Source organism: Novosphingobium sp. (assembly GCF_040079535.1).
Lineage (GTDB): Bacteria > Pseudomonadota > Alphaproteobacteria > Sphingomonadales > Sphingomonadaceae > Novosphingobium.
In genome coordinates this window covers 15877-32656 of sequence record NZ_JBEBKB010000029.1, presented here as the reverse complement: position 1 = coordinate 32656, position 16780 = coordinate 15877, and the positions used below count along the sequence as shown (strand labels likewise).

The window sequence follows — 16780 nt, the reverse complement described above, 5'->3', positions numbered from 1 at the left end:
GTGTATAAGAGACCATTTGCAGGCAGCCCAGTGCCCACCAGAACGTGCGGTAGAACGTCCAGAAACGAAAGCGCTGGGGATCAAAGGTTTCGCCGCCAGCGGCAGCAGCCGAACCAGCGGTTGCAGCAGCGTCGCCAGCAGCCTTGGCAGCTTCGCCAGCGGCGTCGGCACCAGCAACAGCTGCTTCCGAACCAGCGGCAGCAGCATCCGAAGCAGCGTCTGAAACAACGGCTTCTGCGGTTGCGGTTGCTTCTTCAGCTTCCTTACCCTTGCAGGCCGACAGAGCGAGAGCGGCGCTGGCAACAGCGGCAGCGAGAACGATCTTGCGCATGTATGGTATTCCTTGATCAGCGAGTGGACCACGCCTGGCAAAGTGCCAAACGGAAAGCCAACCGTGGTGGTAGACTTCGCCGCCCAAATAATGTCGTTCCTGCGACTATGCAAGCGATAGTCGCGCACTATTTCAACACGGGCGCATTTCTGCGCTTTTGCCATCCTTCCAGACAATTGTGGCAGCCTCATGACGGGGTGTTATAGCCAAAACAGCCAAGTGATTCGCGCCTTACCTTGGCGCCAAAGGCCTGCTAACCCCGCCCGATGGACGCCAAACAGCACCTCTATCTGGTCGATGGATCGGCCTATATTTTCCGGGCCTATCACCGCCTGCCGCCGCTTACCAACCCGCAAGGGACCCCGGTTGGCGCGGTTTATGGCTATACCACGATGTTGTGGAAGCTGGCCGATGACCTTAACAAGGCCGATGGCCCCACCCACCTGGCGGTGGTGCTCGACAAGGCCGGAACCAGTTTCCGCAACGATCTGTACGATCAATACAAAGCCAACCGCCCACCCGCGCCAGAGGATCTGAGGCCGCAGTTTCCGCTGATCCGCGACGCCACCCGGGCCTTTTCGCTGCCGCTGATCGAGGAGGACAATGTCGAGGCGGACGATATGATCGCCAGCTACGCGCGCGCCGCAACCGAGCGCGGCTGGGATGTGACGATCGTTTCATCTGATAAAGATCTGATGCAGTTGATTGGCCACGATGGCGCCGATAAGCTAGGTGGGGGCGGCTATATCGATATGCTCGATACGATGAAGAACCTGCGGATCGGCATTCCCGAGGTTGAAGAGAAATTCGGGGTGGCCCCAACGCTGGTCGGCGATGTGCTGGCCTTGATGGGCGATTCGGCTGATAATGTTCCCGGTATCCGGGGGATTGGCCCCAAGACCGCGACCAAGCTGATCCAGGAGCACGGCAGTCTGGAAAGCGTGCTGGCGGCGGCACCGGATATGAAGCCATCAAAGATGCAGGAAAGCCTGATCGAGCAAGCTGATATGGCGCGGTTGAGCCGGGTGCTGGTGCAATTGAAAGAAGATTGCCCGCTGCCGCTGCCGCTCGATGATTTCAAACTGGGCGCGATCCCGCCCGATCCGCTGGGCGTTTTCCTGACGGAGCATGGCTTTACCAGCCTGCTTAAACGGCTGGGTGAAGGGCGCGGCAGCCCCGAACGCAAGGTCGATCTCAACCCAGCCAAGGCCGAAACCCCCGGGGTCAGTGTGGCCACCAAAGGCGACCGGCAACCCTTGCCTGAACTGCCACCAATCGATCGCAGCCGCTATGAATGCGTCCAGACGCTGGAAGCGCTCGACACATGGATCGAACGCGCCTTTGCCGCCAGGCTGGTGGCCTTCGATACCGAAACCAGCGCGCTCGACGCGATCAGCGCCGATCTGGCGGGCATCAGCCTTTCCACCGGGGCGGGGCAGGCCTGCTATATTCCGCTGGGCCATGGCGGAACCGATATGTTTGCCGAAAAGCCGCAGCAAATTCCGCTCGATCAGGCGATTGCCCGGCTAAAACCGCTTTTGGAAAGCGATGCGGTGTTAAAAGTGGGTCAGAACGCCAAGTACGATCTCAACGTGCTCGCGCGGCACGGGATCGCGGTCGGCCCGATTGACGATACCATGGTGATGAGCTTTGATCTTGATGCCGGGCGCCAGATTGACGGGATCGGCGGCGGGCACGGAATGGATGAGCTTTCCGGGCGGCATCTGGGCCACACCCCGCTGGCCTTCAAGGAGCTGTGCGGCACCGGCAAGAAGGCGATTTCATTCACCGAAGTGCCGGTGGACCGCGCAACTGAATATGCCGCTGAAGATGCCGAAGTAACCTGGCGGCTGCACCGGCTGCTGAAGCCGCGGCTGTCTGAAGAGTCCGCGACACGGGTTTATGAACGGGTCGATCGGCCCTTGGTGCCGGTGGTGGCCCAGATGGAGCGGCACGGTATCAAGGTTGACCGTGAAAAGCTGGCCGGGCTTTCCGCCACCTTTGCTGAGGAGATCGGCAAGCTAGAGGCTGAGATTCATGCCCTCGCCGGGCAGCCCTTTGCCATCGGCAGTCCCAAGCAGCTGGGCGAAGTGCTGTTTGACAAGCTGGGTTACAAGGGCGGCAAGAAGGGCAAGACCGGGCAGTATTCAACCGACCAGTCGGTGCTTGAGCGACTCGACGGGGAAGGCGCAGCCGTAGCCAGCAAGGTGCTCGAATGGCGCCAGCTATCGAAATTACGCTCCACCTATACCGAGGCGCTTCAGGAGGCGATCAACTCGCGCACCGGGCGGGTTCACACCAGCTATTCGCTGGTCGGCGCGCAAACCGGGCGGCTTTCATCGACCGAGCCGAACCTGCAGAACATCCCGATCCGCACCGAGATTGGCCGCCAGATTCGCCATGCCTTTGTGGCGGATGCTGGCAACGTGATCCTGGCCGCCGATTACAGCCAGATCGAACTGCGGCTCGCCGCCCACATGGCCGACGTACCCGAACTGAAAGAGGCCTTCGCTGCGGGTGAGGACATCCACGCCCGCACCGCGCAGGAAATGTTCGGAGAGGTCAACCGCGACACCCGCGGCCGGGCCAAAACGGTCAACTTCGCGATCCTCTATGGGATCAGCCGCTGGGGCCTGGCCGGACGGCTGGGAATGAGCTCTGACGAGGCGCAGGCCGTGATCGACCTCTATTTCCAGCGCTTCCCGGGGATCCAGCGCTATATCCACGATACCTTGGCCAGCGTGCGCGATAAGGGCTTCTCCGAAACCCTGTTGGGCCGCAAATGCTGGTTCCCGCGCATTTCCTCACCCAACCAGGCCGAACGCCAGGGCAGTGAGCGCGCCGCGATCAACGCCCCGATCCAGGGCACCTCGGCTGACATCATCAAGCGCGCCATGATTCGGATGATGCCCGCGCTGGAGGCGGCGGGGCTGGGCCATGTGCGGATGTTGCTGCAGGTCCACGATGAACTGGTGTTCGAACTGCCCGAGGGCGATGTGGACGCGGCCAGCGAAGTGATCCGCGCGGTGATGGCGGGCGCAGCGGAACCGGCGGTGAAGCTCAGTGTGCCCCTAGGGGTGGAGATCGGGACCGGGCTGAGCTGGGGCGCGGCGCATTGAAATCGAACTAATCTAGTTTTCGAACCGCGCTCATCACTTCAATTCGAGGCTAGCGCAGTCGCCTCAATCATTTCTCAAGCAAACGACTTAGCTATCCCGCTGAGTTATGCCGTCTATCTTAGATTGCGGTAGCGAGGCATAAATCTCCGCCACTTCCTTGGGCTCCGTAATCCCCTTTTGAACTATGAAATTCACAAGGTTGAACAGTGAAAGAGCCATTGAAGCATCATCTCGGAGATCGAGAGTCCCGGGATGAACCGCTTCATTTCCAATTACGCGGACACTATCTAGCGCTTTTTGTAGATTTGCGTTTATCGTCTGATTTTCAACCAATTCTCCGATTGCTGCATTGATTTCCTTCTTCGTCGCCCCAAGATGCGGTAATAATTTCGGGACCTATATACCTGTTTGACCCAGCGTAGGAATCCGGCAGAATGCCGAGACGATGGCGGGCGATTCGGGATTCGACGAGGCAACTTGGCAAAGCTGGCTTGAACCATTTCAAGCGGTGCGATTGCTTATGGATGCCGGCCTTGAAGATAGGGAGCACGCGGTCAATTGGCTAAAGGCCCGGCTTCGCAATGGCGATCTCTTGGCAGGATGCAAAGCGACCGACATCGTTTGCGAAAAGCCAATGACAGTTTCCACTGACTGCTACCGGATCATGGTGCGAACATGGGCCAACGTAAGCGCTATCCCGTGGAAAGACGATTTCTGGATATCGGGAGACTTTGAGGCGCAGCCATGGAATGATGGTTTCGATCTGCACAGCATCGAAGCTGAAGAAGCTGGTCTAGAGTTTGAGCGCAGAGTGGCCAGGGGCGAAGTTTTTGGATTTGATTTGCAGGGCGTCCGCTTCGCACCATGGACGATCCAAGATTTTTGCAACCGATCCGCATCGGCCCTTGCTGGCCAGAAAGTTGCGCCAAGCAAGGCCGATTCAGCAAAAGGCGGGCGGCCACCAAAAGCATATTGGGAAAGGCTTTGGGCGGCGATGTTGGCCCAGATTCACAACGGGGTTCTCGAACCATCTCGTCAAGCAGACATTGAGCGAGCGATGCATGATTGGCTATCCATCAATGGCGAGGACGGCGGGATAACTGCGGTTCGCGCGAGAGCAAAGCTCCTGTGGGAAGCCATGCAGAGAGAGGTCGAAAACTAGTTTTCGACCGTTTACCTGAGGTCGAAAACTAGTTTCTGACCCTTTGCGTCTGACGGCGCCAACGATCCGTGGGAAACCCCTCCATCAACCCGGATCGCCGGGCAACCGATGGAGCGCAACATGGGACCGTGAGTTAGCCGGATGCGGAAAAGGCCACCCGCGAGGGTGGCCTTCCGAACCGATGGCCGGAGCCGATCAGCATCTGCAAACCCTGAATCGCACAACGGCCAATCGGATGCAACCCACATCATGCGATGGAGGGACCGATGGTCTACATCTGCGCGTATTATCGTATCCGCTTTGGACGTGTCGAACACGTCCGGGCGCACTTCCGCAGCGCTTAGCTAAGGCTTGGGCGCAGCCTTCTTTGCAACACCTGGGGGTCGCATCGGCGGCCCCTCTTTTTGGCGCAGTTTGACGTTCTCTGGCAGCTCTGCCGGGTCAACACCGATGAACCGTTCCAGCGCCTCGCTGAACGGCATATCGAGCCCAAGCGGCTTCTCCCGCTTTTCAGTCATGCCTTGAGCATCTTGTAAGTGAGGCGGCCAGCAGTCTGCGCCAGCAGCGCGTTCACGCGGTCGCCCTCGCTAATGGAACGGAGATTGAAGCGCCATGTCATTTCGCCAAGATAGGCGTTTAGGTGCTTGGGTGAAAGGAAATGGTGCGTCCCCACGATCTGGCGCTTGAACAGCGCCCACACGCTTTCAATCCCGTTGGTGTGCAGGACATAGTGGCGGACATACTCGCCAGCGGTGTGATTGACCCGGTGGTGGTTGTAATCGCCTTGCAGGCCGACGAACGCGCCATGCTCGTCAGTCATGACCGCTGCGCCGGTTTTCACGTTGTCACGGATCACTGTCTGAATGTTGCGCGCGCTCAGGTTCGGCGTGACGCCAGTGCGCAGTTCGCCGCCGCGTTCGAGCATCCCCAGCACGGCAACCTTGCCTTTGCCACCCTGCTTGCCGCCTGTGCGCTGCCAAGCGTGCTTGTTCTTCTCTTTGCCGCCGATGAAAGTTTCGTCGGCCTCAACTTCACCGTCGAGCGGACGATTGAACGACTGTGTTTTGATCGCGTAGCGCAGCCGGTGGGTCATGAACCACGCGGTCTTTTGAGTGACGCCGATATCCTTGGCGAGTTGGGTGCTGGCGATGCCCTTCTTGTGCGAGGTGATTAGCCAAATCGCCAGCATCCACGAACGGAGCGGGATCTTGCTGTCCTCAAAGATGGTGCCAACCTTGATCGAGAAGCGCTTGCGGCAGTCGCCGCACTTGTGGGTGCGCTGGTCGGAGAAGTGATAGACTTTGGCCGACTGACAATGCGGACAGAACGCGCCGTTCCTCCAGCGGATCGCAGTGAAGTGGTCAATCGCGGCTTGCTCATCGGGAAGCGCGGCCATCATCTGAAGGATGGTATCGAACTGCTGCATGGCGGGTTTCTTGCTCATGCAGCCTGATTAGCACGCTCTCCTGTTTGGGTCAAGCATGTATATAAGTCCCATAATTTCTGTATGACCAGTCTTAGAAGTGCTGCCGCCCCTCGGGGAGACTGCGGCAAAATCATCCTAGCTTCATCGAAATCAGTCTTCAAATTGCTCGGAAAATCGGCACTTGGGGCCGGGGCCGAACTCTGAATTGGCCAAGTCAAAGTCGAGTTCACGAAGAGAGATTCTCTTGAACATGAAGTGCATCTCGCCATCACAAAAGTGTCGTCGCTATCTGCATTTCTTGAACCAAAGCTGTTATTGGGAAGCGCGACCGAGAGTGAGTTCACGATACCCCATTGGTGCTGCGCAAAGGCTCTGCATTCAGGGTGTGGACATACAAATGGCGCTCCCAACCCAACCGGGATTCCATAGCCCTGATTCGCTTCTTCATATGCATCATTTGGCTGAGTCAGTGTCTTCATGTTCGAGATATTGCCTTCACAAAACGTGCGAAGCAAGGGCACGATTCTCCTTGTCGTCACCCGTGCTTCTTGCCCCGCGTTGATTCCACCATCCCTGGCGCCACAAACCCGATTGGGGTCAGGTTCACCGCAGCAGCGCGTTTCTTCAGCTCGCCTTTGATCTTGGCGTATTCGGCCTCCATCTCTGCTGAAACCGTTGCGCGCGAATCTGCCAGGGCGGCCTTGAAATCTTCGCCCGAAACCGATTTCACTTTGGCTCCGCGCGCGCGGATGGCGTTCATCCCGGCGCGGCGGGTCAGGTCTTCCAGATCGGCGCCGGTGAAGCGTTCAGCCTCGGCCGCAATTGCGCCCAGATCAACATCTTTGGCCAGCGGCATGTTACGGGTGTGGATCTTCAGGATATGCGCGCGGCCCGCCGCATCGGGGGTGCCGACATAGACCAGTTCATCCAGCCGGCCGGGCCGCAGCAAGGCCGGATCGACCAGCGTCGGGCGATTGGTTGCGCCGATTACCACCACGCTTGAAAGCTCTTCCATCCCGTCCATTTCAGCCAGGATCGTGTTGACCACGCGGGCGGTAACTTGCGGTTCGTTTGCCCCGCTACCACGCGCCGGAACAAGGCTGTCGATTTCGTCGATAAACACCACGCACGGCGCAACTTGCCGGGCGCGCGCAAACAACCGGCTGATCTGCTGTTCGCTCTCGCCAAACCATTTGGAGAGGAGATCGCTCGATTTGATCGAGATGAAGTTGGCCTCGCTTTCCTTCGCTACCGCCTTGGCCAGCAGGGTCTTGCCGGTGCCGGGCGGGCCATAGAGCAGAAAGCCCTTGGCCGGGCGGATCCCCAGCCGGCGGAAAGCCTCGGGGTTCTTGAGCGGAAGTTCGATCCCTTCCTTCAGCTTTTCCTGCGCTTCATCGGTGCCGCCGATATCGGCCCAGCCAATATTGGGCACCTGGACCATCACTTCGCGCATTGCCGATGGTTGGACCCGTTTGAGCGCCAGCAGGAAATCGTCGCGGGTTACGGTCAGATTTTCCAGTACATCGGCCGGGATGGTCTGTGCTTCCAGATCGAGCTGCGGCATGATCCGGCGAACCGCATCCATCGCAGCCTCACGCGCCAAGGCGCCCAGATCCGCCCCGACAAATCCGTGGGTGGTGCGCGATAGCTCATCCAGATCGACGCCTTCAGCCAGCGGCATCCCGCGAGTGTGGATCCCGAGGATTTCGCGGCGGCCCTTCTCATCGGGTACGCCAACCACAATCTCACGATCAAACCGGCCGGGGCGACGCAGCGCTTCGTCGATCGCATCGGGGCGATTGGTGGCGGCAATCACCACGATGTTAGAGCCGCTACCCAGACCGTCCATCAAGGTCAGCAGCTGGGCAACCAGCCGCTTCTCAGCCTCGCCAGGGGTGCCCGAACGCTTGGGCGCGATCGAATCGATCTCGTCAATGAACACGATCGATGGTGCGGCCTTTTCCGCTTCCTCAAACACCTCGCGCAGGCGGCGCTCGCTTTCGCCGTATGCGCTGCCCATGATTTCAGGCCCGTTGATCGTGAAGAAGTTGGCTTCGCTTTCGTTGGCCACCGCGCGGGCCAGCCGGGTCTTGCCGGTGCCCGGCGGCCCGTGCAGCAGCACCCCCTTGGGCGGATCAACGCCAAGGCGGGTAAACAGTTCGGGATAGCGCAGCGGCAATTCCACCATTTCGCGCAGCTGCTGGATCGTATCGCCCATCCCGCCAACGTCATCATAGTTGACATCGCCGCGGCTGCCGCGCGCTTCCTCAAACTCCTCACGCAGTTCGATTTCGGTGTTCTCGTCAATGTGGACCACGCCTTTGGGCACGGTTGAAACCACGGTCAGGCGGATCTGGGTAAGTGCGAAGGCCGGCGCGTTGAACATCCGCGCGATTTCGGGCGGCATATCACGGACCTGCTGCTGCCCGGCGGTGGCAACCAGATCACCCGCCACCAGCGTGCGACCCAGGAAATTGCGCTTCAGCGCCTCGCCTGGCCCTTGCAGGCGGATCTCGCGCTGGGCCGGGGCAAACACCACCCGGCTGGCAGCCTTGCTTTCCACCTTGCGAACCTGGACGTGATCGCCCGATCCGACTTCGGCATTGGCGCGCTGCAGCCCATCAAGGCGGATTACGTCGAGCCCCTCGTCCTCGGGGTATGGCGCCTGAACCCGCGCAACGGTGGCGCGCTTGCCCTCGATTTCCACCACATCGCCCTCGGTTACCCCCAGCGCGGACAGTGCTGAGCGCGGCAGCCGGGCAAAGCCATTGCCGCTTTCCTCCTGCCGGGCGGCGGCAACCTGTAGTTTCAGTGACTTTTCCTTGGCTTCGGCCATCGTGCCCGCTTTCCGTAGTTCGAATCTTCCGGCCTTGTGCCGAGAGGGGAAGCTAGGAACTGCGCGGCACGATTGCAAATGCCCGATTTTCTGCCACCTTCGCTTCGGGCGCAGCTGAACCGGGGGAATCCATGGCTAACCGCGCCGAATCGGCAAAGCTCAACTGGCCGCGCTGGCAGCAGGTGCTGCTGATCGCGGTGCTGGTGCTGATGATCGGCAACCGCATGACGGTAATGGTTGATAGCGCGGCCTTTCGCGCTGGCCTGTTTGGGGAAGCCCCATTTCCTGCGGGCAGGCCGATTTCCGATCCCAACGCGCCTGCCGGGTTTGGCAAGATGATCGAAGTGGACCCCGTCGGTCACTATGCCAAAGCCGGAATCCGCAATGGTGATTTCGTGCGAACCGATCCGAGTTATCAATACCTGATTCGACCCGGTGTAGGAGAAAGGGTCAATTTCACGCTGGATCGGGGCGGTGTTCGTTCAGAGAATCACGTCATCATCGCGGTATTGCCTGAAGGCCATGAACAGGCGAAAATCGATAAGCTTCGCGTTGCAAATTTGCTCGCGGCGATCATCTCGATGGTGGTCGGTTGTTTCGTATTGTGGCGCGGCTGGGGCAACCCGGCGGCGATGTTGCTCGGTTCTTCGCTCTCAGCGATTGGGCGTGGCGGGGCGCTTCAGCCAGCTTGGGCAGCCGATGCCGTGCTCGCAGCCCCTATGTGGTGGTTGCTCACTCTATTTTCCGCCGCCGTGGCCATGCTCATTCCTTTTGCGTTCAAGATGTTCGAACAGCAGGGCGGAGCCCTGCCGCGTTGGCATTGGCGGCTGTTCAATATCTGGTTCGTCTGGTGCCTTGTCAGCCTGACGGCTTCCAGCTGGGATCGCCTCTGGCTGTCTGAATACATGATTTGGGCTGGCGGTTTCGCCTACATGCCATTGCTGATGTCGACCAACATTTTGGTCGCCATCCTCTATCTGGTCGCAGCGTGGCGCAGGGGTTCAGCAGTTGAGCGCAATCGCATCGCTTTGATCATCTTTGCTCTGTCCGCCTATCTATTTGCTGCCTTGTTGAATTCGTGGGACGCAATGCGGACTGGGGCAATTTTCGGAACGGACACCAGTTTTGGCCTGTTCGCTTTCAATACAGTTATGCAGGGCCTGATCGCCCCCAGCCTGCTCGCCTATGCAGTCCTCCGCCACAAGCTGTTCGATCTGGGCTTTGCGGTGAACCGGACTTTGGTGTTTGGCGCGATCGGGGTGTTGCTGCTGGTCAGCTTTGCGCTGATCGAATGGGCGATCAAGCAGGCGATTCCCAAGGTCTGGTATGGCGGCAGCGTCTATCTCAGCGCGCTGATCGCGGTCGGGCTTTACCTGACCTTCAACCGTATTCACCATAAGGTCGAGCACGCGATCGAGCGGGTGTTCTTCCACAAATGGCAAGTCAACGAGGCGGCGCTGAAGCGCTTTGTGGCGGCGGCGGCGCATGTTGAGAAGCCCGAAGCGCTGGCGGGGAACTTCACGGCAGAGCTGGTGCGGTTTTCGGGCGGGGCTTCGGCTTCGCTCTATGCCCGAACGCCGGAGGGTCACTATGCCAGCGCAGCGGGCGGCACGATTGACGCCGACGATCCCGCCCTCGCCGCCATGCGCGCCGAGCAGGGCCCGGTTGTCCCCACTGAGGTCAGCTCCCCGCTCGACGCTGCCCTCGCACTGCCGATGATGCATCAGGCCGCGCTCGCGGGCTTCGTGCTGCTCGGCCCCAAACCGACGGGCGAAGACTATCGCCCCGACGAGATCGACAACATGGCCTGGGCGACCCAGCAGGTCGGGCTGGACTTACAAGCGATCCGGGTGCGTGAGCTGGAGTTGAGCCTGGTCAAGCTGGAAGCCCGCAATGCCAACCTTTCGGATGTGCTGGCGAAGGCCGCTTTGCTTCAAACCTGAAAAAAAGGGCCCGGACGTTGCCGTCCGGGCCTTATGAAGTTTTGGGAGAGGATGCCTGAAAAGGCATGCTCTAAATGGTGCAGTGCCGCATTTTGTGCAAGTGCGAAAAGATCATTGAATGTTGCATAATATGCAACTGCTGTTCAGCTCTGCTCAAGGCGGATCGATCAATGCGCCAACAGCAGCGCCGGTCCATCGGCGTCCTCAATGAAATAGCGGGTCACTCCGCCAAACAGGAATTCGCGGACCCGGCTGTGGCTGTAGGCCCCCATCACCAGCAACTGCGCGCCTTGCTGCCGGGCTTCGGCGGCAAGGGTTTCCTCAACCGAATCGGTCTTGGTCAGCACGGTCAATTCAGCCTTGATTCCGTGCCGGGCAAGATAGCGCAGGGCATCTGTGGGCGGAAATCCGCTTGCCGCTTCATCGCTGACGGTCAGGACAGCCACCCGCGCGCAATCGGCCAATAGCGGCACGGCGCTGCGCAGCGCCAGCGCGGCTTCGGTACCGCCGTCCCAGGCGATGCAGGCGCTGGCCAACGGCATGGCCAGCGGCACGTTGCCCAGCACCAGCACCGGGGCATTGCCCTCTACCGCCAGATCGCCGGCATAGCCGCAGGTCCGCGAAACCACGATCAGATCGGATAGTCTGGAGCCGCTGATCATCGCTTCAAGCGGGTTGGTTTCAAACTTGATCACGTCAAACGGCACATCGTCGTTGGCCAGGCGCCCTTCGAACAGCTCGGCCAGGGCATCATCGTCGGCCACGGCGGCATCCAGCGCCTCACGCGCGATGAAAGTGCCGCCGTAAGGATCAGCCGTGATGTACCGATCCACCGGGGTATCGATCAGCAAGGTAACGTGCCCTCCGCGTGCGCGGGCCACATTCATTGCGGTATCAAGCCTGATTGCATTGAGCGGATCGCGGCCTGTCTGAACCAGAATCGAACGCATGACGCGTCTCCCTTCAGCAATGATACTGGGCCTGTTTGGCACATTTGACCATGACCTGAGTCAATTGGCGCACTTGCCCCGATCCCTGCGATGCGCCACTGCGGCGCGGCACCAGCAAGGGAGTGGCAGGGTGGGCGATCGGCAGTTCAAGGCGGTGATTTTCGATTTTGGCGGGGTGATCACTTCATCGCCGTTCGAAGCCTTTAACCGGCTGGAAGAAGACCGCGCCTTGCCGGTCGACTTCATCCGCAGCGTCAACGCCGCCAACCCGCATGACAACGCTTGGGCCCGGTTTGAACGCGCCGAGATCGACGCGCGGCATTTTGATGTGCTGTTTGAGGCCGAGGCCGAGGCGATGGGGCACCGGCTGGAAGGCCGCGCAGTGCTGGCGGTGCTTTCAGGCGCGATCCGCCCGGCGATGGTCACTGCGCTGGGCCAATTGGCCGATGCCGGATACCGGCTGGCCTGCATCACCAACAATGTCCCAGCCGGGCACGGCGCCGGGATGGCCCGCAGCGGCGATGCGCGAGACGCCTACGAACAGGTTTTCGCGCGTTTTGAACACGTGATCGAAAGCAGCAAGGCTGGCGTGCGAAAGCCCGATCCCAGGATCTACATGATGATGTGCGAACATCTGGGGCTGGAACCGGCGCAGTGCATCTATCTTGATGATCTGGGGATCAACTGCAAACCGGCGGCCATGTTGGGGATGGCGGCGATCAAGGTTACCAGCGGCGATCAGGCGTTGGCTGATCTTTCCGCGCTGCTGGGGCTTGAACTGGGCTGAACTTGATTGCATTCCGTGCAAGCGTGCGGGCAAATCTTGCAGTTGCCTTGGCCGGCCTGTCTGCCTAGCCCCGCGCGACGCCAAATCAGGGAGCATCCATGGCCCAGAAGATTTACCCCGATGCCGCATCGGCCCTTGATGGGTTGCTGAAGGACGGCATGCTGATCGCCAGCGGCGGCTTTGGCCTGTGCGGCATTCCCGAACGATTGCTTGATGCGCTGCGCGATAGCGGGGTGAAGGATCTGACCTTCGTTTCCAACAACGCCGGGATCGATGGCGAAGGGATCGGCAAGCTGCTGCGGACCCGGCAGGTCAGGAAAATGATGGCCAGCTATGTGGGGGAGAACAAGGAGTTCGAACGCCAGTACCTGTCGGGCGAACTTGAGGTGGAATTTTGTCCGCAAGGCACGCTGGCCGAACGGATGCGCGCTGGCGGGGCCGGAATTCCGGGGTTCTACACCAAGACCGGGGTTGGCACTCTGGTGGCAGAGGGCAAGGAAACCAAACAGTTTGGCGGCCCAAATGGCGTCAAGGAGGAATATATCCTCGAAGCTGGCATTTTTGCCGATCTGGCGCTGGTCAAGGCGTGGAAGGCTGACACCACCGGCAACGTCGTGTTCCGCAAGACCGCGCGCAATTTCAACGTGCCCGCTGCCCAGTGCGGCAAGATTTGTGTGGTTGAAGTGGAAGAGATTGTCGAACCGGGCAGCCTTGATCCCGATGCAATCCACCTGCCCGGCGTCTATGTCCACCGGCTGTTCAACGGCAGCCCCTATGACAAGAAAATCGAATTCCGCACCACTCGCACCACGGATGTAGGCTGATGACCAGGCATGACCATATCGCCCAGGGCTGGACCCGCGATCAGATGGCGGCCCGCGCCGCGCAGGAATTGCGTGACGGTTACTATGTGAACCTGGGGATCGGCATCCCGACACTGGTGGCCAACCATGTGCCCCAGGGTATGACGGTTACGCTGCAATCGGAAAACGGCATGCTGGGGATCGGCCCGTTTCCGACTGAGGACGAGATCGACGCCGATCTGATCAACGCCGGCAAGCAGACGATTAGCGAGCTGCCGCATTCGGCCTATTTCGACAGCGCCGCCAGCTTTGCGATGATCCGCGGCGGCAAGATCGATCTGACCGTGCTGGGCGCGATGGAAGTGGCTGAAAACGGAGATATCGCCAACTGGATGGTGCCCGGCAAGATGATCAAGGGCATGGGCGGGGCGATGGATCTGGTTGCAGGCGTCAAGAAGATCATCGTGGTGATGGAACACTGCGCCAAGGATGGCAGTCCCAAATTCATCCCGGCCTGCACCTTGCCGCTAACGGGGCGCAACGTCGTCGATATGGTGATCACCGATCTGGCGGTGTTCCAGCGCGCCGATCACCAAAGCCCGTTCAAACTGATCGAACTGGCCCCCGGGGTGTCGGCGGAAGAGGTCAAGGCCAGGACCACTGCGCATTACGTCAGCTAGGTTTCATCGGCATTCATCGGCAATCCTATCGGCATTTTTTCCCTTCATCGTCATCCCCGCGCAGGCGGGGACCCAGTGTTGGCCAGCCCTGGGTCCCCGCCTGCGCGGGGATGACGAAAGAAGCGCGGGGATGACGAAAGAAGCGCGGGGATGACGAAAAAAGCACGGGGATGGCAATGAAGGGCAGGGTGGACACGAAGCACTATTGCCGCCTCCAACCGGCCCCGCCATGATCGGCTCCGCTTGAGGAGAGAATCATGGACAATAAGGTCTGCCGCCTGACCGGGTGCGAATTTCCGCTGTTCGCTTTCAGCCACTGCCGCGATGTTGTGGTGGCGGTAAGCAAGACCGGTGGGTTCGGCGTGCTAGGGGCAACCCGCTTTACCCCTGAACAGCTTGAGGAAGAGCTGGCCTGGATCGATGAGCATATCGACGGTGCGGCATACGGGGTTGATGTATTGGTGCCAGAAACGGTTGATCCGCGGGTGGCCGATTTCGCCAGCAACGAACAGCGCGCCGCGGCAATATCGCCCGAGCACCGCCGGTTCACCGCCGATCTGCTGGGCAAATATGGCGTGGCAGTTTCGCCAGAAGACGTGGTCCATTTTGAAGGCCGCGCCGGGATCACGCCCGAAAACGGATATGCCCAGATGGAAGTTGCGTTTCGCCATCCGATCAAGCTGATCGCCAATGCGCTGGGGATCGCCCCACCGCGGATGATCGAAGCGGGCAAGCAGCGCGGGGTGCCAGTTGCGGCGCTGGTTGGCGCCAAGGAACACGCGCTGCGCCAGGCTGCGGCCGGGGTTGATATAATCGTGGCCCAGGGCACCGAAGCCGGCGGCCACTGCGGCGAGGTATCAACCCTGGTGCTGATCCCTGAGGTGGTCCGCGCGCTGAAAGCGGCAGGACATGACATTCCCGTGCTTGCTGCCGGCGGGATCATGACCGGCGGGCAAATGGCCGGGATGATGGCTGCGGGGGCAGTTGGCGCATGGACCGGATCGGTCTGGCTGGCAACGCCTGAGGCTGAAACCAGCGAGGCCTTCCGCGACAAGATGGTGGCCGCGCGCAGCCGCGATACCGTTCGTTCCAAAAGCCGCACCGGCAAACCTGCCCGGCAACTGAAAACTGGCTGGCACGAAGCCTGGGACGGCTCCGATGGACCTGGCGCGCTGCCGATGCCTTTGATGGGAATGGTTTCCGAACCCGCCTTTCGCCGGATTGAGAACGCGGTGATAAACGGCAATCAGGATGCCCGCGATCTGGTCAGCTATTTTGTCGGGCAGGGCGTTGGCCTGATCGATCAGGTCCGCGGCGCCAAGGCCGTGGTACAGGATTTTCGCGAGGAATTTGCCGAGGCGGTGCTAGGGCTGACCGCGATGCTGGAGTAGCAATGCATGCCCACCAAGGCTTTTGCCGACCGCTACCGCGATGTGCTGGCCTCGGTTTATCTTTACAACGAATTTCGCGGCTACACCTCGCTTGATCGGGTGCTGGAGGCGGTCCGGGCGCGTTGCCCGCTAGAGATCGAATTCATCGCTGAGGTGACCAAACATCGTGCTGACGAGCGCAAGCATTACCTGATGTTCAAGCGCTGGTTCGAGCGTCAGGGCCGGATGCCGCTGCGGGTCGATACCGGCGTTGGCCATATCGATCGGTTTATCCATTGGGTGTTTGGCTGCACGATCGATCAGCTTGATACCGCTGCAATTGTTACCAGCGCGGATCAGTTCGAACAGCTTTGCCGGGTGATCATGCTTACCGAGCAGCGCGGCTTTCGCCAGGTTGAAACCTTGCTTCAAAGCCCGATGGTCCGCGCCGATCCGGTGCTGCGCAAAATTTTCGAGATCATCCACCTCGATGAGCCTGATCACTTTCTGCCGTATCAGCGCTGGCTCTTGCAGCAGGGCCGGGTAACCGCGAAGTGGAACGAGCGGGCGGCAGACTGGTGCATCCACAAGGTTCTGATCCTGGCCAAATTGCCTGCGCTGTTCCTTGATGCCGAACGCGAGCGGATGGCGCATTGGCCTGATCAGGCAGCGCAAATGCCGGCTTGACATCGGCATGTCATTCACGTAATTTCTGAAATTACAGAAATAGAAGATGATTCGAAATGACCACCCTGTTCAACATTCCAGAGGTTCGCGCCTTCATCCTTCACTGGGGTGAAATGGGCAGCCAGTGGGGGGTCAACCGCTCTGTCAGCCAGATCCACGCCTTGCTCTATCTGGCCGATCGGCCGCTCCATGCCGAACAGATCAGCACGGTCCTGGGCCTGGCCCGCTCCAACGTCTCGAACGGGCTGAAAGAGCTTCAGGGCTATGGGATCATCAGGCGGACCCACGTTCAGGGCGATCGGCGCGATCACTTTGTTGCCGAAGCTGACCTGTGGGAAATGCTGCTGCGGATTGCCGCAGAGCGCAAGCGCCGCGAGATTGATCCGACCATCGCCTTGCTGGGAGACCTCGCCGCGCAGCTTGATGGGCGCAGCGATGTTCCAGCCCACATCCGTGAACGGATCGGGCGGATGCACGAATTCATCGGTACGCTTGGCGGGTGGTATGAGGAAGTTCGCCGCTTGCCCAAATCGACCCTGGTTACGCTGATGAAGCTGGGCGGCAAAGTCGCCAGACTGATCCCCGGAAAGTCCACCAAACCCTGACAGCAAAATGCGGGAGAACGCTCCATGCCAAACACGCTTGTGCATTGATTTCTGAAGTTTCAGAAATAACAGGAGGTATAG

The 16780-nt window shown here is 60.1% G+C and carries 14 protein-coding genes and 1 pseudogene; 9 read left to right on the top strand and 6 right to left on the bottom strand.

Annotation, left to right across the window (positions count from 1 at the left end):
* On the bottom strand, positions 1-331 hold a 331-nt coding region (locus tag ABL914_RS09985; protein WP_391563032.1), incomplete at its 3' end, for a hypothetical protein.
* A 266-nt stretch (positions 332-597) separates the two neighbouring features.
* On the opposite strand from ABL914_RS09985, the gene polA reads away from it, so the two are divergent.
* A complete protein-coding gene (gene polA, locus ABL914_RS09980) occupies positions 598-3450 on the top strand; it encodes a DNA polymerase I (protein WP_391563031.1) in 2853 nt (950 codons plus the stop codon).
* A gap of 87 nt (positions 3451-3537) precedes the next feature.
* On the opposite strand, the pseudogene ABL914_RS09975 reads toward polA, so the two are convergent.
* Positions 3538-3828 (bottom strand): annotated as a pseudogene (locus tag ABL914_RS09975) (DUF4145 domain-containing protein); the annotation flags it as partial.
* A 67-nt stretch (positions 3829-3895) separates the two neighbouring features.
* On the opposite strand from ABL914_RS09975, the gene ABL914_RS09970 reads away from it, so the two are divergent.
* Positions 3896-4612: a hypothetical protein gene (locus ABL914_RS09970; RefSeq protein ID WP_391563030.1), complete on the top strand. Its 717-nt coding sequence runs from the start codon at positions 3896-3898 to the stop codon at positions 4610-4612.
* A 344-nt stretch (positions 4613-4956) separates the two neighbouring features.
* Here ABL914_RS09970 and ABL914_RS09965 read toward each other — a convergent pair whose 3' ends face one another.
* The 3 genes from ABL914_RS09965 to ABL914_RS09955 form a co-directional block, all read right to left on the bottom strand.
* A complete protein-coding gene (locus ABL914_RS09965; RefSeq protein WP_391563029.1) occupies positions 4957-5130 on the bottom strand; it encodes a hypothetical protein in 174 nt (57 codons plus the stop codon).
* On the bottom strand, positions 5127-6056 hold the full coding sequence (locus ABL914_RS09960) for an IS1595 family transposase (RefSeq protein WP_391563028.1): 930 nt from the start codon (positions 6054-6056) through the stop codon (positions 5127-5129). The genes ABL914_RS09965 and ABL914_RS09960 overlap by 4 nt, the downstream gene beginning before the upstream one ends.
* 517 nt (positions 6057-6573) lie before the next feature.
* Positions 6574-8874 carry a CDC48 family AAA ATPase gene (locus tag ABL914_RS09955; protein ID WP_391563027.1) on the bottom strand — a complete coding sequence of 767 codons (2301 nt, stop codon included), beginning with the start codon at positions 8872-8874 and terminating at the stop codon, positions 6574-6576.
* A 131-nt stretch (positions 8875-9005) separates the two neighbouring features.
* Here ABL914_RS09955 and ABL914_RS09950 point away from each other — a divergent pair, with 131 nt between their 5' ends.
* Positions 9006-10817, top strand: a complete 1812-nt coding sequence (locus ABL914_RS09950) for a hypothetical protein (protein WP_391563026.1) — start codon at positions 9006-9008, stop codon at positions 10815-10817.
* Between the two features lie 167 nt (positions 10818-10984).
* Here ABL914_RS09950 and ABL914_RS09945 read toward each other — a convergent pair whose 3' ends face one another.
* Positions 10985-11767: a universal stress protein gene (locus tag ABL914_RS09945; protein ID WP_391563025.1), complete on the bottom strand. Its 783-nt coding sequence runs from the start codon at positions 11765-11767 to the stop codon at positions 10985-10987.
* A 130-nt stretch (positions 11768-11897) separates the two neighbouring features.
* Between ABL914_RS09945 and ABL914_RS09940 the strand changes: the two genes are divergently transcribed.
* From ABL914_RS09940 to ABL914_RS09915, 6 genes are all read left to right on the top strand, one after another.
* Positions 11898-12554 (top strand): HAD-IA family hydrolase, encoded by a 657-nt coding sequence (locus ABL914_RS09940; protein ID WP_391563024.1) that lies wholly within the window; start codon positions 11898-11900, stop codon positions 12552-12554.
* A 98-nt stretch (positions 12555-12652) separates the two neighbouring features.
* Positions 12653-13378 carry a CoA transferase subunit A gene (locus ABL914_RS09935; protein ID WP_391563023.1) on the top strand — a complete coding sequence of 242 codons (726 nt, stop codon included), beginning with the start codon at positions 12653-12655 and terminating at the stop codon, positions 13376-13378.
* Entirely contained in the window at positions 13378-14037 is a 660-nt protein-coding gene (locus ABL914_RS09930) for a CoA transferase subunit B (RefSeq protein WP_391563022.1), read from the top strand. Before ABL914_RS09935 ends, ABL914_RS09930 begins: the two co-directional genes overlap by 1 nt.
* Before the next feature lie 257 nt (positions 14038-14294).
* A complete protein-coding gene (locus ABL914_RS09925) occupies positions 14295-15428 on the top strand; it encodes an NAD(P)H-dependent flavin oxidoreductase (RefSeq protein ID WP_391563021.1) in 1134 nt (377 codons plus the stop codon).
* 6 nt (positions 15429-15434) lie between these two features.
* Entirely contained in the window at positions 15435-16094 is a 660-nt protein-coding gene (locus ABL914_RS09920) for a ferritin-like domain-containing protein (protein WP_391563020.1), read from the top strand.
* 56 nt (positions 16095-16150) lie between these two features.
* Positions 16151-16699 carry a GbsR/MarR family transcriptional regulator gene (locus ABL914_RS09915; protein WP_391563019.1) on the top strand — a complete coding sequence of 183 codons (549 nt, stop codon included), beginning with the start codon at positions 16151-16153 and terminating at the stop codon, positions 16697-16699.
* The last annotated feature ends 81 nt before the right edge of the window (positions 16700-16780 follow it).

Coding starts and splice junctions, on each gene's coding strand:
- polA (WP_391563031.1), top strand. CDS start 598: ATGGACGCCAAACAGCACCTCTATCTGGTCGATGGATCGGCCTATATT.
- ABL914_RS09970 (WP_391563030.1), top strand. CDS start 3,896: ATGGCGGGCGATTCGGGATTCGACGAGGCAACTTGGCAAAGCTGGCTT.
- ABL914_RS09965 (WP_391563029.1), bottom strand. CDS start 5,130: ATGACTGAAAAGCGGGAGAAGCCGCTTGGGCTCGATATGCCGTTCAGC.
- ABL914_RS09960 (WP_391563028.1), bottom strand. CDS start 6,056: ATGAGCAAGAAACCCGCCATGCAGCAGTTCGATACCATCCTTCAGATG.
- ABL914_RS09955 (WP_391563027.1), bottom strand. CDS start 8,874: ATGGCCGAAGCCAAGGAAAAGTCACTGAAACTACAGGTTGCCGCCGCC.
- ABL914_RS09950 (WP_391563026.1), top strand. CDS start 9,006: ATGGCTAACCGCGCCGAATCGGCAAAGCTCAACTGGCCGCGCTGGCAG.
- ABL914_RS09945 (WP_391563025.1), bottom strand. CDS start 11,767: ATGCGTTCGATTCTGGTTCAGACAGGCCGCGATCCGCTCAATGCAATC.
- ABL914_RS09935 (WP_391563023.1), top strand. CDS start 12,653: ATGGCCCAGAAGATTTACCCCGATGCCGCATCGGCCCTTGATGGGTTG.
- ABL914_RS09930 (WP_391563022.1), top strand. CDS start 13,378: ATGACCAGGCATGACCATATCGCCCAGGGCTGGACCCGCGATCAGATG.
- ABL914_RS09925 (WP_391563021.1), top strand. CDS start 14,295: ATGGACAATAAGGTCTGCCGCCTGACCGGGTGCGAATTTCCGCTGTTC.
- ABL914_RS09920 (WP_391563020.1), top strand. CDS start 15,435: ATGCCCACCAAGGCTTTTGCCGACCGCTACCGCGATGTGCTGGCCTCG.
- ABL914_RS09915 (WP_391563019.1), top strand. CDS start 16,151: ATGACCACCCTGTTCAACATTCCAGAGGTTCGCGCCTTCATCCTTCAC.